27 protein-coding genes, 1 tRNA gene and 1 pseudogene are annotated in these 25,709 nt (G+C 70.8%); 12 read left to right on the top strand and 17 right to left on the bottom strand.

Annotated features, from left to right (window positions below):
- Positions 1-440 precede the first annotated feature (440 nt).
- Both NBH00_RS03705 and NBH00_RS03700 read right to left on the bottom strand, forming a co-directional pair.
- Positions 441-824 (bottom strand): MerR family transcriptional regulator, encoded by a 384-nt coding sequence (locus tag NBH00_RS03705; RefSeq protein WP_254572003.1) that lies wholly within the window; start codon positions 822-824, stop codon positions 441-443.
- Between the two features lie 8 nt (positions 825-832).
- Positions 833-1,750, bottom strand: a pseudogene (locus NBH00_RS03700) (SulP family inorganic anion transporter); the annotation flags it as partial.
- 136 nt (positions 1,751-1,886) lie between these two features.
- On the opposite strand from NBH00_RS03700, the gene NBH00_RS03695 reads away from it, so the two are divergent.
- Positions 1,887-2,972, top strand: coding sequence for an IS630 family transposase (locus NBH00_RS03695; RefSeq protein WP_254569016.1), 1,086 nt, complete (start codon positions 1,887-1,889; stop codon positions 2,970-2,972).
- Here NBH00_RS03695 and NBH00_RS03690 read toward each other — a convergent pair.
- On the bottom strand, positions 2,969-4,063 hold the full coding sequence (locus NBH00_RS03690; RefSeq protein WP_254572001.1) for an AAA family ATPase: 1,095 nt from the start codon (positions 4,061-4,063) through the stop codon (positions 2,969-2,971). The two genes, NBH00_RS03695 and NBH00_RS03690, sit on opposite strands and share 4 nt — an antisense overlap.
- 377 nt (positions 4,064-4,440) lie before the next feature.
- Between NBH00_RS03690 and NBH00_RS03685 the strand changes: the two genes are divergently transcribed.
- Positions 4,441-5,873, top strand: a protein-coding gene (locus tag NBH00_RS03685; protein ID WP_254573690.1) for an IS3 family transposase whose coding sequence is annotated in 2 segments (ribosomal slippage) — positions 4,441-4,789 and positions 4,789-5,873 — 1,434 coding nt in all. Because the reading frame shifts where the segments join, the coding sequence is not laid out codon by codon here.
- Between the two features lie 788 nt (positions 5,874-6,661).
- Here NBH00_RS03685 and NBH00_RS03680 read toward each other — a convergent pair.
- The gene (locus NBH00_RS03680) at positions 6,662-7,945 is read right to left on the bottom strand and encodes an IS1380 family transposase (RefSeq protein WP_254570445.1); all 1,284 of its coding nucleotides are present in this window, start codon (positions 7,943-7,945) and stop codon (positions 6,662-6,664) included.
- 47 nt (positions 7,946-7,992) lie between these two features.
- A complete protein-coding gene (locus NBH00_RS25410; protein ID WP_367401281.1) occupies positions 7,993-8,436 on the bottom strand; it encodes a DUF429 domain-containing protein in 444 nt (147 codons plus the stop codon).
- Here NBH00_RS25410 and NBH00_RS25405 point away from each other — a divergent pair.
- Positions 8,338-8,784 carry a YbjN domain-containing protein gene (locus NBH00_RS25405; protein WP_437126603.1) on the top strand — a complete coding sequence of 149 codons (447 nt, stop codon included), beginning with the start codon at positions 8,338-8,340 and terminating at the stop codon, positions 8,782-8,784. The genes NBH00_RS25410 and NBH00_RS25405 overlap by 99 nt on opposite strands.
- A 112-nt stretch (positions 8,785-8,896) precedes the next feature.
- On the opposite strand, the gene NBH00_RS03670 is transcribed toward NBH00_RS25405, so the two are convergent.
- Positions 8,897-10,150, bottom strand: a complete 1,254-nt coding sequence (locus NBH00_RS03670) for an IS701 family transposase (protein ID WP_254569724.1) — start codon at positions 10,148-10,150, stop codon at positions 8,897-8,899.
- A 603-nt stretch (positions 10,151-10,753) separates the two neighbouring features.
- Positions 10,754-11,317, bottom strand: coding sequence for a TetR/AcrR family transcriptional regulator (locus tag NBH00_RS03665; protein ID WP_254571999.1), 564 nt, complete (start codon positions 11,315-11,317; stop codon positions 10,754-10,756).
- 73 nt (positions 11,318-11,390) lie between these two features.
- Between NBH00_RS03665 and NBH00_RS03660 the strand changes: the two genes are divergently transcribed.
- From NBH00_RS03660 to NBH00_RS03640, 5 genes are read left to right on the top strand one after another with little or no spacing between them, the layout of a single operon-like run.
- Positions 11,391-12,248 carry an SDR family oxidoreductase gene (locus NBH00_RS03660; RefSeq protein WP_254571998.1) on the top strand — a complete coding sequence of 286 codons (858 nt, stop codon included), beginning with the start codon at positions 11,391-11,393 and terminating at the stop codon, positions 12,246-12,248.
- Positions 12,245-13,105, top strand: a complete 861-nt coding sequence (locus NBH00_RS03655; RefSeq protein ID WP_254571997.1) for an alpha/beta fold hydrolase — start codon at positions 12,245-12,247, stop codon at positions 13,103-13,105. The genes NBH00_RS03660 and NBH00_RS03655 overlap by 4 nt, the downstream gene beginning before the upstream one ends.
- Positions 13,105-13,959: an SDR family NAD(P)-dependent oxidoreductase gene (locus NBH00_RS03650; RefSeq protein WP_254571996.1), complete on the top strand. Its 855-nt coding sequence runs from the start codon at positions 13,105-13,107 to the stop codon at positions 13,957-13,959. The genes NBH00_RS03655 and NBH00_RS03650 overlap by 1 nt, the downstream gene beginning before the upstream one ends.
- Complete coding sequence (locus NBH00_RS03645) at positions 13,956-15,194, top strand: NADH:flavin oxidoreductase/NADH oxidase family protein (RefSeq protein WP_254571995.1); 1,239 nt, start codon at positions 13,956-13,958, stop codon at positions 15,192-15,194. The genes NBH00_RS03650 and NBH00_RS03645 overlap by 4 nt, the downstream gene beginning before the upstream one ends.
- A complete protein-coding gene (locus NBH00_RS03640) occupies positions 15,191-15,919 on the top strand; it encodes a hypothetical protein (protein ID WP_254571994.1) in 729 nt (242 codons plus the stop codon). The genes NBH00_RS03645 and NBH00_RS03640 overlap by 4 nt, the downstream gene beginning before the upstream one ends.
- 227 nt (positions 15,920-16,146) lie before the next feature.
- On the opposite strand, the gene NBH00_RS03635 is transcribed toward NBH00_RS03640, so the two are convergent.
- The 8 genes from NBH00_RS03635 to NBH00_RS03600 form a co-directional block, all read right to left on the bottom strand.
- Positions 16,147-16,344: a hypothetical protein gene (locus tag NBH00_RS03635; protein ID WP_254571993.1), complete on the bottom strand. Its 198-nt coding sequence runs from the start codon at positions 16,342-16,344 to the stop codon at positions 16,147-16,149.
- Between the two features lie 17 nt (positions 16,345-16,361).
- The gene (locus NBH00_RS03630) at positions 16,362-16,757 is read right to left on the bottom strand and encodes a hypothetical protein (RefSeq protein ID WP_254571992.1); all 396 of its coding nucleotides are present in this window, start codon (positions 16,755-16,757) and stop codon (positions 16,362-16,364) included.
- Between the two features lie 106 nt (positions 16,758-16,863).
- Positions 16,864-17,121, bottom strand: coding sequence for a hypothetical protein (locus tag NBH00_RS03625; RefSeq protein ID WP_254571991.1), 258 nt, complete (start codon positions 17,119-17,121; stop codon positions 16,864-16,866).
- Between the two features lie 107 nt (positions 17,122-17,228).
- The gene (locus NBH00_RS03620; RefSeq protein ID WP_254571990.1) at positions 17,229-18,392 is read right to left on the bottom strand and encodes a site-specific integrase; all 1,164 of its coding nucleotides are present in this window, start codon (positions 18,390-18,392) and stop codon (positions 17,229-17,231) included.
- Positions 18,379-18,621: a helix-turn-helix domain-containing protein gene (locus NBH00_RS03615; RefSeq protein WP_254571989.1), complete on the bottom strand. Its 243-nt coding sequence runs from the start codon at positions 18,619-18,621 to the stop codon at positions 18,379-18,381. The genes NBH00_RS03620 and NBH00_RS03615 overlap by 14 nt, the downstream gene beginning before the upstream one ends.
- 280 nt (positions 18,622-18,901) lie before the next feature.
- Positions 18,902-20,332: an IS66 family transposase gene (gene tnpC / locus NBH00_RS03610; protein WP_254569056.1), complete on the bottom strand. Its 1,431-nt coding sequence runs from the start codon at positions 20,330-20,332 to the stop codon at positions 18,902-18,904.
- Positions 20,333-20,419: 87 nt separating this feature from the next.
- Positions 20,420-20,492, bottom strand: a tRNA-Thr gene (locus tag NBH00_RS03605).
- Between the two features lie 84 nt (positions 20,493-20,576).
- Positions 20,577-20,996, bottom strand: a complete 420-nt coding sequence (locus NBH00_RS03600; RefSeq protein WP_254571988.1) for a CoA-binding protein — start codon at positions 20,994-20,996, stop codon at positions 20,577-20,579.
- A gap of 121 nt (positions 20,997-21,117) precedes the next feature.
- Here NBH00_RS03600 and NBH00_RS03595 point away from each other — a divergent pair, with 121 nt between their 5' ends.
- Positions 21,118-21,354, top strand: a complete 237-nt coding sequence (locus NBH00_RS03595; protein ID WP_254571987.1) for a hypothetical protein — start codon at positions 21,118-21,120, stop codon at positions 21,352-21,354.
- 28 nt (positions 21,355-21,382) lie between these two features.
- Positions 21,383-21,907, top strand: a complete 525-nt coding sequence (locus NBH00_RS03590) for an NUDIX domain-containing protein (RefSeq protein WP_254571986.1) — start codon at positions 21,383-21,385, stop codon at positions 21,905-21,907.
- A 374-nt stretch (positions 21,908-22,281) separates the two neighbouring features.
- Here NBH00_RS03590 and NBH00_RS03585 read toward each other — a convergent pair whose 3' ends face one another.
- Together NBH00_RS03585 and NBH00_RS25400 are read right to left on the bottom strand one after the other, a co-directional pair.
- On the bottom strand, positions 22,282-22,671 hold the full coding sequence (locus tag NBH00_RS03585; protein WP_254571985.1) for a response regulator: 390 nt from the start codon (positions 22,669-22,671) through the stop codon (positions 22,282-22,284).
- Positions 22,672-22,842: 171 nt separating this feature from the next.
- Positions 22,843-23,211, bottom strand: coding sequence for an FKBP-type peptidyl-prolyl cis-trans isomerase (locus tag NBH00_RS25400; protein WP_367401300.1), 369 nt, complete (start codon positions 23,209-23,211; stop codon positions 22,843-22,845).
- A 319-nt stretch (positions 23,212-23,530) separates the two neighbouring features.
- On the opposite strand from NBH00_RS25400, the gene NBH00_RS03575 reads away from it, so the two are divergent.
- Together NBH00_RS03575 and NBH00_RS03570 are read left to right on the top strand one after the other, a co-directional pair.
- Positions 23,531-24,709, top strand: coding sequence for an FUSC family protein (locus NBH00_RS03575; protein ID WP_254571983.1), 1,179 nt, complete (start codon positions 23,531-23,533; stop codon positions 24,707-24,709).
- Between the two features lie 47 nt (positions 24,710-24,756).
- Positions 24,757-25,707: an alpha/beta fold hydrolase gene (locus tag NBH00_RS03570; protein WP_254571982.1), complete on the top strand. Its 951-nt coding sequence runs from the start codon at positions 24,757-24,759 to the stop codon at positions 25,705-25,707.
- Positions 25,708-25,709 lie beyond the last annotated feature (2 nt).

Below are 25,709 nucleotides of genomic sequence, written 5' to 3'. Positions count from 1 at the left end.
CAGGCGGCCGTTGGCCCCCGGACCGCCCAGGCCCCGATGTCGACGCATGACGGTGACCCTACTCCCGCCTCCGAGGCGCAGCCGGTGCTCGCGCGACGGACGCACGCCGCCCGGACCTCTACGAGACCCGGTGCGGGCCCAGACAGCACCGAGCGGAAAGCGGCCTACTTACAGGCCTGTCGCACTCAAGCTCTCTATCGGACTCGAACCGATGACCCCTTCCTTACCATCCGGTCCCGGGCCAACATCGGCGGGGTTTACGTGATCACGCCCGACACAAAGTAGCTGCTACTCGAGCGGTTGTGGGAATTCGTCTGCGACGCCGGCAGACGCCCGCGGTGCAGGCGATGTACCCGTTTGGTACCTCACGGAGCGCGGTTGCCGGGCGCTCCCTCGCGCGCAGGGCGTGGCCCCCGGCCGCGCCCTGCGCGCCACTGGGGTCAGTTGTCGGCCATCTGGTCGATCTGGCGGGCGAAGTCCTCGGCGCGGTCGAGTTCGGCGCGGAGCTTGTCGCAGCGCGCGTGGGCGTCGGCGGCGAAGCCGGCGAGCTCGCGTTCGGCGTCGGTGCGACGACGCTGGTCGGGATGCTGCAGGTCGTCGGACGCCGCCAGAAAGTCGCACATCTGCTGCACGGTGAAGCCGAGCGGCTTCATCTGCTTGATGAGGGAGAGCCGGTCGATCTGCTCTTCGGTGTAGAGGCGAAAACCTCCTTCGGTGCGGCCCGCAGGCTGGATGAGCCCCTGCTCTTCGTAGTAGCGGACGGTGCGCAGCGAGAGCCCGACGCGGTCGGCGACCTCGCCGATGTGGAGGGTCTCGTTTGACAAGGGCTCGGTCATGCGTGGGCGCCCGCGAGCTCGCCGGAGAGGGCGCCGTGTAGGTCGGCGCTGCGCTCGTTCAAGCCGGTGATGGTCACCGCGACGCCGTGGCGGCGGTAGTGCCCTTCGATCGCGTCCAGGGCGGCGACGGCGGAGGCGTCCCAGACGTGCGCTCGGGAGAAGTCGATGATCACGCGGCCGGGGTCGGTCGCGTACTCGAAGGCGTCGATAAGTTCCTGGTCAGAGGCGAAGAACAGCTCACCGTGCACGCTGTAGAACGCGGTGCTGGCGTCCGGGTCAAGGACACGGTCGACCTCGACGAGGTGAGCGACCTTGCGCGCGAAGGCGGCCATCGCGGTGAGCACGCCTGCGCCGACGCCGATCGCGAGGTTGTCGGTGGCAACGGTCCCCGCGACGGTGACGAGCATCACCACCGTCTCGGAGCGGGGCATGCGCCGCAGAGTGGCCGGGGCGATCGAGTGCCAGTCGAACGTCGAGAGCGAGACGAGGATCATGACCGCGACGAGAGCCGTCATCGGTATGACGGCGACGAGGTCGCCGAGCACGACGACGAGCAACAGGAGGAACAGGCCGGCGCAGAACGTCGACAGGCGGGTGCGGGCACCGCTGACGCGGACGTTGATCATCGTCTGGCCGATCATCGCGCAGCCGGGCATGCCGCCGAAGAATCCGGTGACGATGTTGGCGATGCCCTGACCGCGGGCCTCGCGGTCCTTGTCCGAGCGCGTTTCGGTGATGTCGTCGACCAGGCGGGCGGTCATGAGGGACTCGAGCAGGCCGACGGCGGCGAGCGCCAGAGAGTAAGGCAGGATGATCTGAAGGGTATGCAGCGTGAAGGGGACGCCGGGGATCCCGAGCAGCGGCAGGGTGCTGGGGAGCGCGCCCTCGTCTCCCACATTTGGGAGGTCGATGCCACCGCGATCGCTCTCAACGAACGCCTCGGCCGCCCACCACGCAACCTCACTGCCTACTACGCCTGACCGATCCGTGGAACGAACCATCTAGTGTCCTGATTGATTAGTTCTGTTGCAGCGGGGGCATGGATACTTCATGCCTATCGCTGCCGCCCGTGAGATCGTGTTGACCGACCAGGAGCGCGCCGTTCTGGAGGGCTTCGCGCGGCGCCGCAAGAGCGCCCGGGGGTTGGCGCAGCGCTCACAGATCGTGTTGGAGGCGGCGGCCGGGCGGACGAACACGGAGATCGCGCAGCGGTTGCGTGTGAGCCGGCCGACGGTCACGCGGTGGCGCAACAGGTTTGTCGAGCGGCGCGTGGACGGGCTGCTGGATGAGCCGCGTCCGGGGCGCCCGCGGACGATCACCGATGAGGATGTGGAGGCGGTGGTGGTCAAGACTTTGGAGTCCACGCCCAAGGACGCCACGCACTGGTCGACGCGGTCGATGGCCAAGGAGGCCGGCCTGACGCAGAACGCGGTCCTGCGGATCTGGCACGCGTACGGGTTGCAGCCGCACCGCCAGGAGAAGTGGAAGCTGTCCAAGGATCCGTTGTTCGTCGACAAGGTCCACGACGTCGTCGGCCTCTACCTCAACCCGCCCGAAAGAGCTGTCGTGCTGTGCGTTGATGAGAAGTCCCAGATCCAGGCACTGGACCGCACCGCCCCGATCCTGCCGATGCGCCCCGGGACCCCTGAGCGCGTGACCCACGACTACAAGCGCTTCGGGACCTCAAGCCTCTACGCCGCGCTGGACGTGAGAAGCGGGCAGGTCATCAGCGCACTGCACCAGCGCCACCGCGCCGTCGAGTTCAAGAAGTTCCTTCAGCGCATCGACAAGGCCGTCCCGGCCGACCTGGACGTGCACCTGGTCCTCGACAACAGCAGCACGCACAAGACCCCGGCAATCCAGCGCTGGCTCAAAGCGCACCCCCGGTTCGTGCTGCACTTCACCCCGACCAGCAGCAGCTGGATCAACCTCGTCGAGCGCTGGTTTGCCGAGCTGACCCGCAAGCTGCTGCAGCGCTCAGCTCATCGCTCAGTTCGCAAGCTGAACATGGACATCACCAACTGGGTCGCGACCTGGAACGAGGACCCCAAACCGTTCACCTGGACCAAGAGCAGCGACGAGATCCTCGAATCCATCGCCATCCGCTGCAACGAAACTAACCGATCAGAACACTAGCTGGGTGCTGTGAACCCAATCGACCGCGCGGCACCGTCGGTGCAGCTTCGGCCGTCGGCATGTGCGAAGAGTTCGGCCAACGGCCAGGGCCCCGATCCGCTGGGCGGCGACACGTCGTGGCGAGTGCACCACTCGTGCGCTTCGCAGCGGTCGAGCTTGCCGAACTCGACCTTGGCGAGGCAGCGTCCCGGGCGCGCAAGCGCCGGGTGCAAGGTGTCAACCCTCTCGTTGGTCGTGACAAGCACGAGGGCTTGCATCGCCTGTCCTAGGACGCCATCGCCGACGTTCAGTAGGCGCGACAGTGCTTGGCCTTGCAGATGTTTGGCGTCCGGTTGCAGGAACTCGCCCGAGTCCTCGAGCACGACGACTCGCCACGGCTTCGCGACTCGATCGCCCGCAGGCCGCCGGCGCCCCGGGGCGACCGTGTTCATCAGGTACCCGGGGTTTTGTAAGAACTGCTCCGGGTCGGTCACGAACTGAAACTCAGCCCAGTCGCGCCATTCGCGGGCTAACGCGCGCGCCGCGTTCGTTTTGCCGGTTCCCGGGTCTCCGTGCCAGAGAATCAGTCGCCCGCCGACCGGCGGACGATTCCAGGCCATCATCGAGTCCAGCGACGTGCGTGTCCCCGGTTCGTAGTTCTCCGCGACCTCTTTCCAGCTGGGAACCGACAGGACTCTTGCGAGCTGCTGAGCAGAATCCTCTTGCCACCACCAGAACCGGATCGGCACTTCGAGCTGCGACCCGTCTACTTCAGGGAGCGCCTCGCTGAGTCTGTCTCGCACCCGGTGCGCCGAATCCTCAGAAACAGCAGCGATACGAACCACAAGCGACCGCTCACGCAGGGTCAACTGGGCGACCGAGCCGGCCAGTCGGATGAGCATCTCGGTGGTCTCAGCGTGATGGTACGAGGCCTTGGCGAGAACGTCGCCCGGGGCGTCCTCGAGCGACGCACCGGTAACCCATTCCGCGCCAAGCATGAAGGGCAGGTCGTTGTTCAGCGTCTCGTGAAGAAAACGCGAGTCGATGACTCGGAAATACGTCGTGTCGTGGTTGAACGCGAGCGTCGACGGTTGGTGGGCATCGGTATGCATGCCGGGCGAGTCGCCACGAGAGGTGCCAGCCTGACACCGATAGTTCACCCCGAGGTGGTGCACAAGGGCGGGAGTCCTCAACGTGAGCATCTTCGGCCCGGCTACTGCTCCGGAGGAGAAGTCTCCGGTCAGATTCGGCGACACATCAAGGCTCGGCTGCCGGGCTCGCTAACTGGGCGGGTCGTACGCGCTTCGTGGGGTCCGCCCGCCCGCCCCTCTCTGCCAAGGTGACGTGAGACAGGTTCTACCGTTGTATTTACTGAGCCTGAGGGCGAGAACGGACGTGCGTTGTGTCGCAGTTCTCTGCAGGGATGAAGGACGAGCTGGAGGGTTCCGCCGGCGGTGTGCCGGAGGGAGCCGAAGGCGAGCGTAGGCACATCGCCGGCGGCGCGTCGTCGCTGGTGGGGGTCCCGGATCCCGAGCTCGTGCCGCGGGCGACGCGCCGCAGGTTCACCGCGGCGTACAAGCTGAAGATCGTGCTCGCCGCCGAGGCGTGCACCAAGCCCGGCGAGATCGGCGAGGTGCTGCGCCGCGAGGGCTTGTACTCCTCGCTGCTGACGGAGTGGCGGCGGGCCCGCGACAGCGGCGCGCTCGGGGCGCTGGAGCCTCGCCAGCGTGGCCCCAAGCCGCCGAGCGCCGAGCGGATGGAGAACGCGGCGCTGCGTCGCCAGCTGGAGCGCTCGCAGGCCGATCTGGTGACGGCGCGTCGGGTGATCGAGGTGCAGGGAAACGTCTCCGCGCTCTTGGAAGAACTGCTGGCCAAGAGCGCGCCGGAGACCGACGAGCAGCCGCCGCGATCATGATCGATCAGGCCGTCATTGAGATCGAGCCGCTGGTCGGCATCCTGCCCGCGTGCCGCGCCCTCGGCGCGTCCAGGGCGTCGTTGTATCGCCGACGCAGCCCGCCGCCCGCGCGCGCGTCAGTGCCGCGCAGGCGGCCCGGCCGGGCGCTGTCGGATGAGGAGCGTGCCGCGGTGCTCGAGCAGTTGCACAGCCCGCGCTTTCAGGACGCCTCCCCTGCCGAGGTCTGGGCGACGCTGCTGGATGAGGGGATCTACCTTGCGTCGCAGCGCACGATGTACCGGATCCTCGCCGCCGAGTACGGCGGCGTCACCGAGCGCCGCGCGCAGCTGACCCATCCGCCCTACGCCGCACCGGAACTGCTCGCCGAGCGGCCGAACGAGATTTGGTCCTGGGACATCTCGAAGTTGAAGGGTCCGGCGAAGTGGACCTACTACTACCTCTACGTCATTCTCGACGTCTACAGCCGCTACGCCGTCGGCTGGACGGTGCAGCACCGCGAGAACGCGCACCTGGCCAAGGCGCTGATCGGCCAGGCGTGCGAGCAACAGAACATCGTCCGTGGCCAGTTGACGGTGCACGCCGACCGCGGCCCGGCGATGACGTCCAAGCCCGTCGCGTTCCTCCTCGCCGACCTCGGCGTCCTGCGCTCGCATAACCGGCCGTACACGTCGACGGACAACCCGTACTCCGAGTCACAGTTCAAGACGATGAAGTACCGGCCCGGGTTCCCCGCACGGTTCGACCACATCGACCACGCCCGCGCCTTCTGCCGCGACTTCTTCGGCTGGTACCACCACGCTCACCGCCACGCCGGCATCGGCCTGATGACCCCACACGACGTCCACCACGGCCACGCTCCGGCCGTCCACGCCGCCCGCACCACCGTCCTCGACGCGGCCTACGCCGCCACGCCCGAACGCTTCGTCCGGCACCCGCCCCGACCGCCCGCGCTGCCGACCGCCGCCTACATCAACAAGCCCAAGCCCGAGGAGCCCGCCGCTCACTAAATTCGCCCCGACACTGTCTCATCCGGCTTGACAGGTTCCGCGCCGTTGAAGCGCAGGCCCTCGCGTTCCAAGAGCTCGCGGACGTCCTGAGCGTTCTGCGGAAGCTCCGGGCCCGCAGGCTTCCAGCCCGCGTTGACCTCGCCATGGGCATTCAGCACTCGGTACACGTGGCTGAGTTCGTGTCCGCGGCTTCCGATCCAGGACACGACACCCTGTGCCGCGTCCGCCCCTCGGCCCCCCGCGACCGCCACGTCGCCGTAGGAGGTCCAGCACCCTGTCGGTATCGACCGGAGGAACGCCTCCGCGCGATCCAGATCTAGCTTTCGCGAAGCAGTCACGGCGCAACCGTAACCCGCCAGGCCCAAACTACCGCTTCGGGCGATCAGCGTAGCTCGGAAAGCGCGCTGGTCGGGAGATGAATCCACCCCTCAGCGAGCGCAGCTCGTTGCGACGCCGCGGGCGGCAGGAGAGTGAGCTTGAGCTCGCACGCGCGAGCTACGAGCGCGGACACCAGAGCGTCGATGTAGTCGTCCGCCGGCGAGCTGTAGGCCTTCTTAAGCAGCCCGTGAGGGTCCCTTAGCCTCGATCCACCGTTCGCCCCTGCGGTCGGCCGCGTCAGCGGCCGAGTGGGTCAGCTCGGAGTGGCGGCGCGGGTGATCGAGCGCGCTGAGGGACTCGGCGTGCGGGTGGGGCCAGTTGAGGCCGTCGCGCCAGCGTGATTGCGGCCGGTGGCGGGCAGGCCGAGGCCGGCAGTGCTGCGGCTGATTATCGTCGGTGGCCGGCGAGTGTCAGGTGGGTGGCGGGAGCGCCCGGATGTGCTGTAGGGCGGTGAGGAAGTCGTGGGCCCAGGGCCAGCGGGCGGGCATCCGCAGCAGCGTTTTGCGGCCGCTGCGGGCGAGTCGTCCGGGGATCGTGAGCAGCCTGCGGCGGAGGGTCCGCGCGGTGCGGGTGGTGGCGTCGGGGAGGGCGATCTTCTGGGTCCAGCGCAGCAGGTTGTGCGCGATCGCGGCGATGACGGTCCAGGCGGCGTTGGCGTTGTACTTGCCCGAAGGGAAGTGCGCGAGCGCTTGGTCTTTGAGGTCGCGGATCGCGAGCTCAACGACGGCGTGCTGGCGATGCTCGGCCTCGACAATCTGGAGGTCGTCGGTGCGGTTGGTGGCGAACGGGTAGTGCTCCCAACTCGGGAGCAACTCGCCCTGCTGGGAGAGCGTGCGAACCCGCCTGACGATCATCCGAAAGTCGCCGATCGTCGTCTCGGCGATCTGCGCGATCGACGTCTTGGGGTAGTCCTCCAACGTGGCCCAGGCGTCCTCGGGAATCGCTTCTACGAGCGCGCGAACATGGGGCTGCATGCGGATCCCGATCGAGAACTGCCAGCCGGCCCGGTCAAGCCGCACGAACGTCTTCTTCGCCCAGAACCCCGAGTCGGTGCGCATGAGCTTCTGGCCGGTGGCGCCGGCGCGGTCAACGCGGGCGATGAGCTCCTCGCAGAAGCGGAGCATGCCGCGGGAGGTGTTCGCCGAGCCCTTTCGCAGCCGGATGTGGAGGACCTCACCGGTGTCCGCGCGGGTCGCCAGGAGTGGGTGGTAGCCGAGCTGGCGGGTGTAGCCGTAGCCCGCGCCCTGCTTCTTGTAGCCGTGGACCTCACCGACGAACGAATCAACGTCGATCACCAGCCGCTGATCGCCCGGGCCGGCGCCCGCCGCCCACGCGCGTTCAAGCGCGAGGCCGAGCACCCGGTCCAGCTGCCTGACGTGCCCGAACGTGAACGCCCGCAGGAACGTCCCCAAGGTCGAGGGCGCCGCAACACGATGCCCGAGCACCGCCGCGGTCTGCCCCGACCGAAGCAGGTCGCAGTCATCGATGCAGTCCGCGCCGAGAACCATCGCCGAGCACATCGTCATGACCTTCCGGCCCGGGTTCGCCGCGCCCGGACGGTCGCCGAGATCAACACAATCGTCGACCAGCGCCTCCAGGCCGAGGCGGCCGGCGAGCAGTGCCGGGAGCATCACGCCCGCGTTCGCCACCGCCCGCGCATCATCGAACACCACGACCGCCGACTCGTTCACCATGAGGGTGACCTCCTGAGCAGAGCCGCGACAGGCGCAATCTGTCGCTTTCAAGCCCTGCTTGGGAGGTCACTTAAGCGAACCGTCCGGCGGAACGGTGGATCAAGGCTTAGCTGTAGCTGCGCGACGATCGTCTTGAGCAGGTCCACGCGCCGAGCAACCTTCTCGACGGCGGGGCCTTTGTAGCTCTCACGCGGCGCGAGCGCGGCCGCGGAGCTCTGAGTCCAATGGCGAAGCGCAGGTGCCGGGTAGACCTCGCAGACGAGGTGACCGCCGTCGCGTTCAACGGCTTCCGGACCGCACCGGTCGGCCACCTCGGCAAGGATTCGCGCACTCCGCATCGCGCAGTACGCGATTCGGTCGGACGAGACCGACAGGGGGTTGGCGAGCCCCTCGTGGCGAACGAAGTCGTCGGTCGCCCGATAGAGCAACGGGCGCTGCGCCTTCTTCTGCTCGTCGTGTGGGCGAGCCGGCCAAGCAGTCGGGCTGGTCATGTGGCCCGCCACCGCTACGAGGCCTTCGGCGATCAGGTCACCGAGGAAATCGACGACCCAGACTGGCCGCTGCTGAGGATCGCTCGGCCAGGCATCGACAACGTCACTTCCGCACGAATCGACGAAGACGAAGACGTGGTCCAGGTCACGATGTATGCAGAACGACTCCGCCCTGCCTCGCCCGCGGTACTCGCGAAAATCAACGAGCTGAACTACTCGTTGACGCTCGAGAAGGTCACCGTCGATCCCACGAGCGGCGTGGTCGAGGTGACGGCGGCCGCGCCGCGGGTCGGCCTGACCGCGGACACGTTGACGTTCCTCGTCGACAGCGTAGTAGTGCTCCGTTAGGTGTCGTTGAGGTAGGGGGTGTCGGGCGGCAGCCGTCTGCGGCAGGTCGGGCATGTCCCGTGCCAGCAGGCCAAGAGCGTTTGCAGCTCCCGAACGACCTCGAACAGTGAGGTCAGGCGGCCGCCCGGCGTTGAGGTCGCCGCAGTCGTTCCAGGGTCAGGAAGCCGTGCGCGACGGAGACGAGGGTTGTGTGGTGGTGCCAGCCGGGCCAGGAGCGGCCTTCGAAGTGGTCTAGGCCGAGGGCGTCTTTGAGCTCGCGGTAGTCCTGCTCGATCCGCCAGCGCAGCTTCGCCAGCGCGACGAGGTCCGCGATCGGCGTGTCGTCGGGGAGGTCGCTGATCCAGAAGTCGGTCGGGGCGCTCTTGCCTTCGGGCCACTCCGCCAGCAGCCACCGGACCGGCAGATTGCCGTCTGCGTGGGCGCTGCGCAGCTTGATGTTGCAGAGCTTCACGCGGATCGCGGTGAAGCGCGAGGCCAGCTCGCCCTTGGTGCCCTGGCGCCAGCAGATCCGCAGATAGGCGTCCTCGCCGACCTCGGCCGCCAAAGCCGCGACGCTGCTGAACGGTCGGCGGTAGCGCGGCGCGGGCGGCCGTCCTTTGCCGGCGTAGGTCGGCGTCTGCGGCTCGGTGCTGGCCGGGAGCGCCGACGTGGTGCCCTTGACGTCCAGCACGTAGCGGATGTCGCGCTCTTCCAGGCCGATGCGCAGCTCCGTCACGTCACCGTAGGCGGCGTCGCCGAGCACCGGCGGAGCCTGCAGCCCCCACGCCTGAAGCTCGTCGATCATGTCCAACGCGAGCTGCCACTTCGGCCGATGCACGACGTCGTCGGGGACTTTGCAGCCGGCGCGGCGCGGGTCCTCGTTCCACGACTCGGGCAGGAACAGACGCCAGTCGATCGGGCACGACGCGTGCACGGTGGCGGCGGTGATCGAGACCCCGATCTGGCAGTTGCCGACCTTCCCCAAAGCGCCGGAGTACTGGCGCGCCACGCCGACTGACTTGTCGCCGAACTTCGGAAAGCCGGTGTCGTCAATCACCCAAGCCGCCGGCACGATCGCCTCGCTGAGCCGGACCGCCAAGCGCTTACGCACCGGTTCCCACCGCCACGGCGACTGGTTGACGAACTGCTGCAAGCACTGCTCATCGCCATCTTCCAGGCGGGCAGCCATCGGCTCGATGCTCTTGCGCTTGCCATCGAGCATCAACCCCCGCAGATACACGCCGCCCCACCGCCGCTGATCGCGACGCACCATTGGCTCGAACATGTCCTCCGCGAACGCCTCAAGCCGCGGCCGCACCCGCGCCAGCTGCTTGTCCGAGAGACCGGCCACCGACCCGATCTTGACCTGCCCCGCCGACGAACTCATGCACAAGAAGTTCGCCAAGACTCCATAACCTCCTGCAACAACCTAACGGAGCACTAGTAGTTGGGACCATGGAGTGGTTTGACGCGGAGATGGACGGACTTCCGGTCTGGGTCGAAGACTGACGCCGCCCCGCACAGGCATCAGCGTCGCGCACGCGATGTCCAGATGGCATGACGCGCGCTCCGGGCGCCGCCACAAGGGTCGTCCGACAGGCGCCGCCGAGCTGCGCACGGACAAACTGGGGTCGTCCGTGCGAGTACCGGGTGTGGATCCCGGTGGCGTTGTCAGTTCGGCCGCCACCAAAGGGCTCCTTCCGCGTAGTTGCCAGCGCCGTGCCACTACCGCTCCGGACGAAACGGGAGTGCGAAGCCGGCCTGCTGCGGGGCCCGGCCCCGTCGGTGTCGTGCTCGGGGGCGGCGACCTGACGTCAGGACAGCACGGAGCGCGTTCCGCAGCTGCGGGCCAGCTGGGCTCTCAGCGCTGCGTGGAGTGAGGCTCGGTGCTCGTCGGGACGTTGGATACCCCGCGAGGTTTTCGCGACCGCGGTCACGCGACGGGGGTGGGCCCGCGGTCGAGCGGAGACCGCCGCGTTTCCCTTCTCGCTCAGCCGTGAAGCGCTTCGCGGACGTCGCGGAGGAGGGCGTCCGACTCGGGGGTCGGTCCGAGCCCGCGGGCGACAATGAGCGCGCCGACCATGGTGCAGAGCGTCGTGGTGGCGCGGCCACGGGCGTCGTCGCCGCTACCGAAGAGCGGCTCGAGCTGGTCGCGGTAGCGGTCGACCTGGTCGCGGAAGGCGTCCTGTGGCTCGGCGCCCAGGCGCGCGACGTCGGCGCCGAGCGCGGCGACGCCGCAGCCGCTGCCGGGATCGTCGCGGTGCTCCTCGGAGAGGTAGGCGTCGACGAAGGCCGCCAGGAGGTCGTCGGGCTCGGCCTCGGCGATGAGCGCGGCGATGCGCGGTCCGCTGTCGACCATCGCACGTTCGACCGCCTCGGCGATGAGGTCCTCGCGGGAGGCGAAGTGCTTGTAGAAGCCGCCGTGGGTCAGGCCCGCCGCTTTCATGATCTCGGCGACGCCGGGCTGCTCGGTGCCGGCCTCACGGATCCGGGCTGCGGCCACGGTCACGATCCGCTCGTGGCTGGCTGCCTTGTCCTCGCGAGAGCCCCTCATGGTGATTTAGATGATACCAGTCATCTTTCGTGTTAGGATGATGTGCGTCATCCAATTTCCTCGAGGTCACAGCATGAAGAACGACGGACCCGACACCGGCGGCAAGGCGATCCTTGTTACCGGCGCCAGCAGCGGCATCGGCCGCGCCACCGCGATCCAGCTTGCCGCGGCCGGGCACACCGTGTTCGCGGCCGCCCGCCGCCTGGACCGCCTGACCGAACTCGCGCGCACCACGCCCGGGACGGTCATCCCGGTCCGGCTCGACGTGCGTGATCCCGAATCGGTCCGGGCTGCCGTGGCGACCGTCGCCGAGACATGCCCCGACGGCCTCGACGTCCTCGTCAACAACGCGGGCTACGCCCTGATCGGCCCCGCGGAGACGCTGAGCACCGAGGGCGTCCGCGCGCAGTTCGAGACGAACGTCATAGGCCTGCTCGACGTGACCCGCGCCTTCCTGCCCCAGATGCGCGCCCGGCGCTCGGGGCGGATCGTGAACATCAGCTCACTGCTCGGCGCGATCACCGTGCCCGGCAGCGGCATCTACGGCGGCAGCAAGCACGCCGTCGAGGCGCTCTCCGACGCCCTGCGCATGGAGCTGAAGCAGTTCGGCGTCGAGGTCGTCGTCGTGCAGCCGAGCTTCGCCAGCACCGACATCGACGTCACGCAGCACATGGCCTCCGGCGGCGGCGCGATCGCCGAGTACGCGCCCCTCGAGCGCCAGCTCACGGCCTACCTCGACGAGCAGATGCAAAAGGCCGTGTCCGGGGAGGTGGTCGCCGCGTGCGTCGTCCACGCGAGCACCACCGCGCGTCCGAAGGCGCGCTACGTCACCCCGCAGCGCGAAGCCGTGACCCTCGGCCTGCTCACCGCGCTCCCCACCCGGCTCACCGACGCGCTCAAGCTGCGCCTCGTCCGGGGGGCTGCGGCATGAGCACGACCGCCATCACCTGGAAGATGGCCCCGACGCGGACGCTCGACGTCGCGGGCACCCCGTTCGCCTACCGCGTGCTCGGCCCCCGCGGCGGCGTCCCCGTCGTCTTCCTGCACCACCTGCACGCGATCCTCGACGAGTGGGACCCGCGGACGGTCGACGGCATCGCCGCGGCGCGCCACGTGATCACCTTCGACAACCGCGGCATCGGCGGTACGGGCGGCAAGGTGCCGCTCACCGTCGAGGCGATGGCCGACGACGCCGCCGCGTTCATCCGCGCCCTCGGTCACGAGCAGGTCGACCTGCTCGGCTTCTCCCTCGGCGGCGGCGTCGCGCAGTCGGTCCTGCTGCGTCACCCGCAGCTCGTGCGCCGCGCGATCCTCGCCGGCACCGGCCCGGCCGGCGCCGGCGGCCTGGAGAAGATGCCGCTGATCGCCGGCGGTGCCTACCTGAAGGCGCTGCTGACGCTCCGCAACCCGAAGCACTTCCTCTTCTTCCCGCGCACGCCGGCGGGCAAGGCGGCGGCGACGGACTACATGGCGCGTCTGAAGGAGCGCACCGCGGACCGCGACAAGCGCGTCTCGCTGCAGGCGCGTGTCGCGCAGCTGCGGGCGATCGTCACCGCCGGCGGCCAGGCCCCTTACGACCTGTCGATCATCAGCCAGCCCGTCCTCGTCGCCAACGGCGACCACGACGTCATGGTGGCCTCCGCGCACTCCGAGGACCTCGCCCGGCGCATCCCGGGCGCGCATCTGATCATGTACCCGGACTCCGGGCACGGCGGCGTCTTCCAGTACCACGAGCAGTTCGTGCCGTCGGTGCTCGAGTTCCTCGCCGCCGGCGACGAGGCGGCCTGATGGGACGCCAGCTGGATCTCAGCGCCCGCACGGTGCTCATCACCGGCGCCGCGGGCGGCCTCGGCTCGGCGCTCGCGCAGGCGCTGCGCGAGCGCGGCGCGTACCTCGCCCTGCTCGACCTCGACGCGGACGCGCTCGCCGCGCAGGCCGACGCCCTCGGCGGCGCCGACGTCGCTCGCGGCTGGGCGGCCGACGTCACCGACCTCGCGTATCTGGAGCGCGTGATGGCCGAGGTCCGCGCGCACTTCGGCGGCATCGACGTCGCGGTCGCCGGCGCCGGCGTACTGGGCCCGGTGAAGACGATGACGGCCACCAGCGCGGCCGAGTGGGACCGCGTCATCGACATCAACCTCGGCGGCGTGTGGCGCGCGCTGAGGGCCGCCGCGCCGCACGTCGCCGCCCGGCAGGGCCACCTCGTCGCGCTCTCTTCGCTGATCGCCTACGTGCACCCGCCACTGCTCGGTGGCTACGCTGCGAGCAAGGCCGCGGTCGCCGCGCTGTGCGACGTCCTGCGCCTGGAGCTGCGGCCGGCCGGCGTCACCGTCGGCTCCGTCCATCCGGCGATCTTCCGCACCCCGCTGATCGCCGGCGGCCTCGACAGCCCCGCGGCGGTCGCGCTCGTCCGCGACTTCACCGGCGTCTTCCGGACCGTCGAGCTCGACGCGGTCGTCGCCGACGTCGTCCGCGCGATCGAGCACCGCTCGGCGCGGCTCACCGTCCCGCGCGCCCACCGCGCGACGCCGTTCGCGGCCGGCGCGGTCCAGGCCGTGGTCGAGCGCCTCGCCTTCCGCCCCCGCACCGTCCGCCGCGCGATCGCGCTCGGATCTATCACCACCGCCACGGAGTCCCGATGACCGCCACGACCCCCGACACCGCCGTCCTCGGCACGCCGCTCACGCTGCCCGGCGGCGCCGTCCTCAAGAACCGCCTGGTCAAGGCGGCGATGAGCGAGCAGCTCGCCGACCGCGCCCACGCCCCGACCCCGCAGCTCGAGCGCCTCTACGGCACCTGGGCGCGCGGCGGCGCCGGCCTGCTCATCACCGGCAACGTGATGATCGACCGTCGCTCGCTCGGCGAGCCGCTGAACGTCGTCGTCGAGGACGAGCGCGACCTCCCCGCGCTCCGCCGCTGGGCCACCGCCGCCAAGGCCGCCGGCGCCGCCGCGATCGTCCAGATCAACCACCCCGGCCGCCAGACCCTCGCCGGCCTCTCTGAGCGCGCCGTCGCGCCCAGCGCCGTTCAGGTGGACGTCGGGCCGGCGTTCGCCAAGCCGCGCGCGCTCACCGGCGCGGAGATCCACGAACTCATCGCGCGCTTCGCGGAGGCGGCACGCGTCAGCGTCGCGGCCGGCTTCGACGGCGTCGAGATCCACGCCGCCCACGGCTACCTCATCAGCCAGTTCCTCTCGCCGCTGACGAACCTGCGCGCCGACGAGTGGGGCGGCGACCCCGAACGCCGCCGCCGCTTCCTGCTCGAAGTCACCCGCGCCGTCCGCGCCGCGATCGGCCCGGACCGCATCCTCGCGATCAAGCTCAACTCCGCCGACTTCCAGCGCGGCGGCTTCACCGAGGAGGAGTCCCTGGGCGTCATCGCCGAGCTCGACAAGGAGCCGGTCGACCTGCTCGAGATCTCCGGCGGCACCTACGAGTCCCCCGCCCTCTACGACGGCGGCACCTCCGAGAGCACCCGCCGCCGCGAGGCGTTCTTCCTCGACTTCGCCGAGCGCGTACGGAGCACGACCACGATCCCGCTGCTCGTCACCGGCGGCTTCCGCAGCGGCGCCGGCATGACGGACGCGGTCGCCGGCGGCGCCACCGACCTCGTCGGCCTCGCCCGCCCGCTCGCCCTGCAACCCGACCTCCCCGCCGCGCTCCTGCGCAGCCCGGGCACCACGCGCTCCGCCTTCGAGCTCAAGACCATCGGGATCAAGAAGCTCGACTCGATCGCCGACCTGTGGTGGACGCAGCACCAGCTCCACCGGCTCGCCGCGGGCAAGCAGCCCGACCCCGGGTACGGGCCGCGGCGCGCCGTCCTGGCCGCGCTGCGCCGCGACGGCACGAACATCCTCAAGCGCCGGCGCGGCGCATGACCACCCCGTCCGCCGACGTCCTCACGATCGACGTCTACACCCACACCGTGCGCCAGACGCCGTCCCGGCGGCGGCAGCTCAGGGCGGCCCTCGCGCGGCCCGTCCCGGGCCTGCGCCAGGCGACGGTGAACTACGCCAACAGCGGCACCTACGAGATCGTCCCCAAGCCGCTCGGCACCTGCCTGCTGCTGGCCTGGGACTCGCTCGAGGCCGCCGAGGCCGCCTGGGCGGGGCCGTTCGGCGCCGCCGCCGGCGGACCGGGCGACTACCGGCTCGACGGCGAGGTCGCCCGGGCCCGGACCGAGCACCCCGACGACACCTGGTTCGGGTGGCGGCCGAGCGACGCAGGGAGTGCGCCGATCGCGCGCGACGAACCGCTGGTCGTCGTGGTCCACGGGCTGGTGAAGCGCGGCAACCTCGCCGGCTTCCTGCGCGACAACGTCCACGCCGCCAGCCGCGCCGCCCACCACCCCGGCCACCGCGGCAGCATCGACATCCACTCACGGCCACCGTTCGAGAACACCTCCGTGAGCATCTGGAGCACCCTCTCCGAGGCGCAGGACTTCGCCTACGCGCCCGGCGGCCACGCCCCGGCCATGAAGCGCGCCCGCGCCGAGGACACGCACGAAGCCGGCGTCTACCTCCAGGTCCGCCCGCTGGCCAGCACCGGCAGCCTAGGCATCGACCGGCCCGCGCTCCCCGAGCATCCCGGCACCACCCGTTGACCCGGCGGTCGCGCGCGCGACCGTTGGGCCGGGCGTCCACATGCAAGTCGCCATCAGCAGCCGGCCGGGCGCAACCTATTGAGCAACTGCCGAACGCCCCGGACTACTGCCTTGGACGACGACCGGTGCTCTCGGATTGCGGGGCGCCGCTTCTCCTATCGCGCGAACGCGAGAGCGCATGTTGCCCCGAGGCAGTGCTGCTCCTAGGCCGCGCCTGGGGTGCTCCGCTACGCCGGAACGGACACGGACGAGGCAAAGACGGTCTCGCCGACCGTCTCGCCCGCGTCGTTCTGCGCGATGAGGAAGACCTCGTCGGCGGCAGCGGGTTCGGCTTGGGCGATGCCGGCCAGACAGTCGAGGGCGGCGGCGCGATCGGTGAACGCGTCGATGAGATTGCCGGTGCCGTCGAAGATCGAGTAGGTCATGTGCATCGAACCTGTCTTCAGGATAGGTCCAAGTCGTCTACCTGCACAACATCGGTCACGCAGGCTGCAAGCTGAGCGGGTCGCCCCCAGACGGACCAGTGTGCGGGACCGCCGGTCTTCGAGACGCAGATACCAAAGTCCGGCTGCAGGTCGATGACCGCGACGTGGCCGCCGAGCTTCGGCACGCGGATCGCCAGGTCGTGCGCACCCCGCGCCGTGTCGAACATCGACAGCGCCATGTGGATCGCGGCCGCTCGGTTCTCCGGCCCGCGCGGCGGTCGGCCCAGTTCGTAGTGCGACCGCAGCGCGTCCTCGAACGCCTCGTCGTCCCGCGGACCGCACACGCGGTACAGCCGCATCTCTTCCTCGAGGACCGCGACCTTCAGCTCTCGCAGCAACGACATGCCCGCCATCAGCCGCACCGTAGCCCGCGCCGCAGACGCAGTCGGCCCAAGCCCTCACGGCCCGCCGGCGGACCACCACCAAGAAGCGCACACACTTGCATCGCTGATGCCTCGTCTACTCGTAGACGTCCAGCGGCGCCGGACGCGGGTGGTGGAGCCGGCGCTCCAGGCGGGCGACGACGGCGGTGAGGTCGGCGTGGAGCTCCCGCGCTTCGTCGAGCGCGTCGACGAGCTCGCGGTCCTCCACGGCGCCGGCCTCGAGCCGCTCGCGGCGATGGCGGCGGACCTCGTCCTCGACGAGCTCGGCGAGCAGCGATGAGAGCGGGCGGTCGCCGGCGGCCGCGCGGAAGTCCGCCCAGACGTCGTCACTCACGCGCACCCGCGCCATGTGATCGCGCGTCGACGTTCCCGCGGGAACGTCGACAGCGGCCTCAGCAGAGCCACCCGCCGACGCCGACCGCCCCCTCCCGCGCCGCCCCATCAGACCGTCCCCGCGTTCCGCCGCGCCTCACGTATCCAGCCCTCCGCCTCCCGCGGCGGCGCGCCGCGGTGCTCGCGCATGACGTGGGAGTAGGTGTCGAGCGTCATGGTGGGGGCGTGGCCGAGCTGGTCGGCGAGGTCGACGATCGACTGGCGCTGCTCGCGGATGAGCAGCGAGGCGAATGAGTGGCGCAGGTCATACGGGCGCGGCATCCCGAGGCCGGCCGCGCGGCTGGCCTTGTGGAAGCAGCGGTTGCGCCAGTTGTTCCAGTCGTCGAGTCGCCACGGCTGGCCGTCGTCCCGGCCGAACAGCAGCGGACCCGACTTGCCACAGACGGACTGCCGCGCCAAGAGGTCGTTGCGGAGCAGCGGGAAGAGGTCGACGGTCCGGTAGATGCGCCCGGTCTTCTGGACCTTGAGCCGGCCGTGGGCGACGGCCTGGTCGACGAGCATCGTGCGCTCGCGGATGTGCCGGCCCTCCAGGCCGAGCATCTCCCCCGGCCGCAGCCCGGCGTAGGCGAGCACGCTGACCATGGTCGCCGAGCGGAAGTCATCGACGGCGAGCAGCTGCGCGCGGATCGCCTCGACGGCCTCGGGCGCCAGCGGCTCGACGACCCGGCGCCTCCCCTGCTTCGGTTTGCGTACGGCGGTGACGGGGTTGGCGTCGGCCTCGCCCCACTCGACGGCGACGGTGAACATCGCCTGCAGCAGATTCATCGCCTTGCGCACGGCCTCGGCGCCGCCGTCGGCGAGGAGCTCGGCCCGCCACTGGGCGACCATGCGCGGCTTGATGCGCCGCAGCTCCATCTCGCCGAAGCGCGGCTCGACGCGGTTCTCCCACACGCGCACGTGCTGGTCGACCGTCTCGGGCTGGATGCGGGCGCGGGCGTCGGCGACCCACACCGGCCAGAAGGACGCGAGCTTCGTCGTCCCGTCCGGCTCGTCGCCGGGCGGGGGCGGCGCGTAGGCCGCGGCCTTGAGGGCGAGCCGCGCCCGCTCGAAGTCCGCGTGCTCGCGCGAGCGACAGACCATCCGCAGCCGGCGCCCTTTCACGTCGTAGTAGCGGACCGACCACGTCTCGGTCACCGACCCGTCGACGCGGACGTGCCTTCGGACTTCGAGCGTCGGCACGCGGCGCGTGCGGCTGCCGTTACGTGTCGCCATCGTCGTCCTCGCGGAACAGCCACGCCTCGAGGTCACTCGGCCGGATGCGGTAGGTGCCGCGGTTGCTGCCGCCGCCGCGCACGCGGCCGGCGCGCAGCTCGTGCGAGTCGATGGCGCGTCTGATCGTGCGCTCGCAGCAGCGCACGCGCTCGGCGGCCTCCGCGATCGTCAGGTAGTCGGCGGGCGCGGCGCCGCCGTGGTCGTCAAAGGGAAGGGAGAGCTGGCTCATGGGGTCACCACAAGTCCAGTCGCACGACGGGCCAAAGACCCCAGGGGCAATCGCCTCTCAGTGTCTGCGCTCGACCCGAGACGAAGCAGAAGGTCGGTCATGGTCCTTAGTCGCCTGAGCGACCGAAACCACCCCTCCGAGTTGCCCCGAGTGGTCAGCGCTCGACCCGAAAAGCCCTCACTGGGTCCGCTTCCGGACCCACCCAAGACCCACCAAACGCGCTTTTCGAGCGGCCCCGAAACGAGGAAAGTCGTAGGCGTTCAGTGCCCTGCGGCTGGTGTTAGGCCAGCAGCGGCACTGGTTCGCTGTGTGCGTTGGCGTGGAGCACCTGGATGAGGTACTCGTGGAGGCTGCGGCCTTGCATGCGGCAGGTGGTGTGGGCGGAGAGCAGCCGGGCGATGCGGGCTTCGCCGTTTTCGGATTGGCTGCCGAAGCTGAGTTTGCGGTAGATGACGGCGCCGCGTAGGCCGCGTTCGGCGTGGTTGTTTGTCGGCGTGACGCCGGGCTGGCGGGCGAAGGTCCAGAGGGCGGGCCACAGGTTCAGCAGGCCGCGGGAGAAGCCGCGGCCTTGGCGGTAGCGCACTTTCTTGCCGCCGTGCTCGCGTAGCACCGGTTTCAGCCGTCGCTGCAGAAGCCGGATCTGGCGCTGCAGTTCGGGGCGGTCGCCGGTCTGCTGAAACGCGGCCCAGGCGGCGAACAGGTCGGCGCAGACGGCGAGGCCGGCCTCACCGAGTTGTTTTTCGATGCCGCGGCCTTCGGCTTGGAAAGCGAAGTCGCGCTGCAAATGTGACCAGCAGATCTGCCGTCTTCGGACCGGCAGATGGTTGTAGGCCCACCACCTGTCAGAGGTGATGATCGCCCGGCTACCACCGAGGAGTTCTTTGGCGTGGTCATCGTGGCGGCTTGCGGTGATCTGCAAGATCGCGTGACGCTCGGTGAACGCCCCCCACATCGCGCGCTGTCCACCGCGCAGGCGCCAGCCGGTCTCGTCCATGTTCACCGCCGACGCTGAGCGGACGCGGTCAAGGAGGTCCTCGCACGGGACGATCAGCGCGTCGGCGACGCGGGCGAGGATGGTGTCGACGGTCCCGACGCTCACGCGGGCGTTGAACAACTGTTCGCAAAGCTCGACCACGTCGCGGCGGCTGATGCGGTTGCGGACCGACAACGTCACGACCGCCGCCTGCAGCCGCGGACCCAAAGCGCTCGCGGCGACTGCCGCGGGAAGTTCGCCGCGCCGCTGAGCTCCGCAGCCGGGACAGATCACGTGGTGACAGCGGTGCTCGGTCACGGTGACGGCCATCACCGGCAGCTCCTCGACCTGATGCCGTGCCGGGCCCCCGACCGCAACCAGGTCGCCCGGGGCGAACAGCCTGCCGCACCCGCATCCGGCAGGCCAGTAGTCAACGACCTCGTCAACCGCGGCGGCCTCAAGCAACGAGCGACCCTTGCCCTCATGCCCGGGCTGACCGCCCGGTGCCCGGCCTGACGGGCCCTTCACCCGCGGCGGCACACGAGGCGGGTCGGCGCTCGGCGGCTGCGACGAGTTCCGCGACGACCGGCCCAGCTGCCGCTCCAGCACGGCGATCCGCTCGTCTTGCTGAATGACGCGCTTCTCAAGGCGCTGGACCTGCTCGTCCAGCCGCATCAACACCGCGACAACGACATCGCGGCCCTGCTCATAGATCGCCTCCGCGTCCTGCCGCTCCACACAACCAAGTTCGACAACCCCCGGTTATGTCCCCCCGACCAACTGAACGCCTACGGAAAGTCCCCGCTCTGCAGGGATTTTCACCGAAGCTCTCTATCGGACTCGAACCGATGACCCCTTCCTTACCATGGAAGTGCTCTACCAACTGAGCTAAGAGAGCGGGTCCGGGGAATCCTAGCGGCTGGTGGCGGCGGGGCGCGCGCCGGGCGGCCGCGTCCGGGCGGGGAGCGGGACCGGGCCCGGATCAGGCCGCGATGCGGGGCAGCTCGATCGCTGGGCAGCGGTCCATGACGACGTCGAGGCCGGCGGCGTTCGCGCGGGCGGCGGCGGCGCCGTCGATGACGCCGAGCTGGAGCCAGACCGCCTTGGCACCGGCGGCGATGGCCTCGTCGACGTGGTCGCCGGCGAGCTCGCTGCGGCGGAAGATGTCGACGACCTCGACCCCGGCCTCGGCGGGGATGTCGGCGAGGCTGCGGTAGCAGCGCTCGCCGAGGATCTCGTCGGCCTCGGGGTTCACGGGAATGACCCGGAAGCCGCGCTCCTGCAGGAAGCGGGCGACACGGTGGGAGTCGCGAGCCGGCTCGGGCGAGCAGCCGACGACCGCCCAGACCTTCGTCCCCGTGAGGACTTCGCGGATGGTCTCCTCGGACGAGTCGTGGCGCATCCCTCCATCCTTCCCGACGACACGAACCCGAACCCTCGCGCGAACCGGCACCGGCACCGGCGCCGGCCGCGGCGCCGGCCCGCGCCCGCGCCCGCGCCCGCGAGCTAGCCTGGATCCTGCGATGACGGACCGCCCCACCAGCGAAGCCCCGGCCACCCCCATCCCGCACGACGCCTGCGGGACCGGTATCTGCGGCGCGGACGTCCCGCCGCTCGTCGGCTCGACCCTCACCGGAACCGGCCTGACGCTCGACCAGGCCGCCCGCGTCCTCATCGAGGACGGCGCGCCCCCGCCGCTCCTCAGCCCGATCCAGCGCCGCCTCGTGGAGGAGCACGCGGCGCGCCTGGACGTCCACTGACCACCGCCGGTCGCCTACGCTCCTCCCCGTGAGCCTGAACCCGGCGCTGCGTGACGTCTCCTTCTGCCCGCGCTGCGCCGCGCCGGCGACGGTCGACGAGCCCCGTTCGCTGCGCTGCGCGAGCTGCGGCTACGTCGCCTTCTACAACCCGAAGCCCGTCGCGGCCGCGATCCCGCGCGACCCCGACGGCCGCATCATCCTGCTGCGCCGCGGGGAGGCGCACGCGCCGGGGCTCGGGCTGTGGACCTTCCCGGGCGGCTTCGTCGACCTCGGCGAGTCGGTCGAGGACGCCGCGGTCCGCGAGGCCCGCGAGGAGCTCGTCATCGACATCACGCTCGACGGCCTGCACGGCGTGTACTCGCGCCCGGACGAGCGCGTCGTCCTCATCGTCTTCACCGCCACGACCGACCAGGAGCCGCAGCTCACCGCCGAGGCGACCGAGGTCCGCGCCTTCGCGCCCGACGCGCTCCCGTGGGACGAGCTCGCCTTCTGGTCGACGACCCTGGCCCTCGAGGAGCTCGTCGGCTCCGCGCGGCGCCCGCCGCCCGCCTGAGCGCGGCCAACCGCGCGCACGCTCCCCGCCCGAGCCCACGCTCACGCTCACGCCCGCGGCGGACCGGCCATCGTCGGAGGCAGCCGACCCTGGCCGATCGCGGCCGTGCAGCGCCCACGGCCCGTCCCCCGATCGATCAGCGCCCGGCGAAACCCGTCCATCGAGCAGGCCGCATCGCATCGCCTCGGGGACCGCGGCGGCGCGATCGTTCACGGCGAGCTTCTCGTACAGCGACTTCCAGGTAGGTCCCCATGGTCGACTGGCTCAGGTGCAGCTGCTCGCCGATGTCCGTCGCGCTTGATCGCGTGGAGGACGTCGTCGCCCTGCAGCCCGGGCATCTGGACGTCGAGCGCCGCGACGTCCGGCTCTGACGCCTAGTCCAGACCGCGACCCACTCGGATCGCCTCAGAGCAGATCTCTCGGCGCGACGCCGCCTTGGAGAGGTACCCGTCGGCCCCCACCTCACGCGCCCGCGCGACGACCGTCGCGTCCATGTAGGCGCTGAGCAACACGACCTTCGTGATCGCCGACGTGCCCATCGCCCGCACGCGCTGACAGACCTCGAGCCCGTCGAGGCCCGGCATCCGGACGTCGAGGAGCGCGATGTCCGGCGTCAGCTCCGAGATCGCCTCGAGAGCGGCATCGCCGCCGTCGACCTCGCCCACGAGCTCGAGATCGGCATGGGCCCTGACCGCTCGCGCGATCCCCGAGCGGTACGCGTCCGAGTCGTCCGCGATGAGCACGGTGAGGGGGCGGTCGAACACAGGTGCGGCAAGTCTCCTCCATCGGCCTCCGCGTGTCATCCTGCGGCCGCAGCGCGAGCGGCCGATTCCCCCTCATCCGATCGGTCGGCCGCCCATCCCTCGCCCGGACGAGGATCGAGGACTCCGAGGTGGCACGGAGTCGTGCCCACCCCGGGTCCGGCGGGCCGCTGGCTAGGCCTTGACGAGGTCGATGACGAACACGAGCGTCGCGTTCGGGGCGATGGCGGGCGGCGAGCCCTGCGCGCCGTAGGCGAGCGCCGGCGGGATGACGAGCTCACGCCGGCCGCCGACCTTCATGCCGACGACGCCCTGGTCCCAGCCCGGGATGACGCTGCCCTGACCGAGCGTGAACGGGAAGTCCTGCCCGCGGTCCCACGAGGCGTCGAACTGCTTGCCGTTGGAGTAGCTCACGCCGACGTACTTCACGGTGACGGGCGACCCGGACTTCGCGACGGCGCCCTTCCCGACGACGATGTCCTTGACGACGAGGTTCTTCGGCGGCGTGCCCTTCGGCTTCGGGATCTTCGGCTTCTTCTTCAGGTCGGTGCTGATGGGCAGGACCGCGCCCTTCCCGGACGTGTCGACCTTCGCGGTCGGCGTCGTGGCGGTCGACGCCGTCGAGGCGGTCGACGCGGTCGAGGCGGTCGACGCGGTCGAGGCGGTCGACGCGGTCGAGGCGGTCGTGTCGACGCTCCCGGCGGGCGACGAGGACATCGCCTGGTCGGCGGCCCCGGGCTTGGTCGAACTGCCGCAACCGGCGGCGGCGAGGGCGAGCAGCGCGGCGGACAGGACCGCCGCGGACGTTCGGGTCGGCTTCATGGGGCGGCAGTGTCGCAGAGCGCGCGCGATGATGGCGCAGATGACGGGCCGCGCCTCCCAGCTGCTGGACACCGCCGCGCAGCGGTCGCGGACGACCCTGCGCCAGCGGTGGGCGCGCCTGTGGACCGTTCTGCCCGCCGTCCTGCAGACCGCACTGGCCGCCGCGGCCGCCTTCACGATCGCCCGCGACCTCGTCGGCCACCAGGGCCCGTTCGTCGCCCCGGTCAGCGCGATCGTCGCCCTCGGCATCACCTACGGGCAGCGGACCCGGCGCGCGGTGGAGATCGTCCTCGGCGTCGCCGTCGGCGTGCTCGTGTCCGACCTCATCACGATCGGGCTCGGCACCGGCCCCGCGCAGATCACGCTCGTCATCGTCCTCGCGATGAGCGCCGCGGTCGTGCTCGGCGGCTCGCGGCTCGTCGTCTCGCAGGCGGCGACGTCGTCGGCGCTCGTCGCGACGGTCGCGGTGCCGGCTCATGTCGCGTTCACGCGGCCGCTCGACGCGCTCATCGGCGGGACGCTCGCCCTGCTCGTCAACCTCGTGATCTCGCCGGTGAACCCCGCGCGCATGGCCCAGCGCGCCGCGACCCCGCTGCTCGAGGAACTCGCCGCCGTCCTGCGCGACGTCGCGTCCGCCCTCGAGTCGGCCATGCTCGCGGCGTCGGAGGCGGGGCCGGGGACGACGGCCCCAGACCACGTGCACGACGCGGCGGTCGACGCCCTCGCGCGCGCCCGCGGCCTCGACCGGCTCATGGCCCGCTTCAGCGAGGCGGCGGCGGTCGGCGTCGAGGTCGCGACCCTCTCCCCCGTCCGCCGTGGCCACCGGGGCGACCTGGAGGCGTACGCCCGCGAGGCCGAGCAGATCGACCTCGCGGTGCGCAACGTCCGCGTCCTCGCCCGCGGCGCCATCCGTGCCGTCGACCTCGCCGCCCACGTCCCGCCGGAGATGATCGCCGCGCTCCGGGACCTCGCCTCCGCCGTCGTGGCGCTCGCGCCCGAGCCGCTCGACCCGGCCCGCGCGGCGCGAGCCCGCGCGCACGCCCTGCAGGCCGCCGCCTCCGCGACGCTGAGCCTCGAGCGCACCGGCAACCTCTCGGCCTCGGTCATCGTCGGGCAGTTGCGGGCGATGTCGACGGACCTCCTCAAGGGCCTCGGCGCCACCGACGCCGAGGCGATCGAGGACGTGCGGCAGGCGATCCGCGACGGCCCCGGCCTCTGAGCTGGGCCGGCCTCGGCCACGGCCCCAATGTCCGCTACCGTCCCTCCATGCCCTCCACCGTCGACCGACCGCGCGCGACCGTCCCGGACACGGGGGCCTACGCCTCCGGTCCGCACCCGGCCTGGCTCGACACCGACTGGTCGCAGTACTTGAGGTGGCACACCATCGCCGGCCGCGCGGTGAACGTCCTCGACACCGGGCCGCACCCCGACCGCCCGGGCGAGGCGCCGCTCGTCTTCATCCACGGTCACTCGGCCTGCTGGCAGCACTGGCTCGAGCAGCTGCCGCACTTCATGCGCACCCACCGCTGCATCGCGCTCGATCTGCCCGGCTTCGGCCGCTCGGAGATGCCCGCCGACGGCATCTCGATGAGCGGCTACGCGCGGGTGGTCGACGAGGTCCTGCAGCAGCTCGGGGTCGCCGCGGCCTGCGTCGTCGGCAACTCGATGGGTGGCTTCGTCGCGGCCGAGCTCGCGATCCGCTTCCCCCAGCGCGTCGAGCGCCTCGTCCTCGTCGCGGCCGCCGGCCTCGCGGGGAAGTACATCGGCCTGCCGACCGAGTTCATCCGCCACCCGTCGGGCGCCGCGGCCGGGCGGGTCCTCTTCGGCCTCGGCGGTGTCCCGGACGGCCTCGCCACCGCGCTCGCCCGCCGCCGCAACGGCCGCCGCCTCGCGCTCGGCTTCGTCACCACGCACCCGCGCCGCCTGCACCCCGCGCTCGTCTGCGAGCTCATCGGCGGGACCGGCAAGCCCGGCGCCGCCCCGGCCGCCGTCGAGCTCGCGACGTACGACTTCTCCGACCGCGTGCCGGACATCGCCTGCCCCACCCTCATCGTGTGGGGCGACACGGACAACCTCGTCCCCGTGACGAGCGCCGGCCACTACGAGGACCTCATCCCGGACGCCCGCAAGGTCATCTACGCGGACACCGGCCACGTGCCGATGCTCGAGCGGCCCGAGCGCTTCAACGCCGACCTCGCGGCGTTCCTGGCGGAGTAGGC

Source organism: Paraconexibacter antarcticus (assembly GCF_024220175.1).
GTDB classification, from domain to species: domain Bacteria; phylum Actinomycetota; class Thermoleophilia; order Solirubrobacterales; family Solirubrobacteraceae; genus Paraconexibacter; species Paraconexibacter antarcticus.
This window is presented reverse-complemented; position numbering and strand designations above follow the sequence as displayed.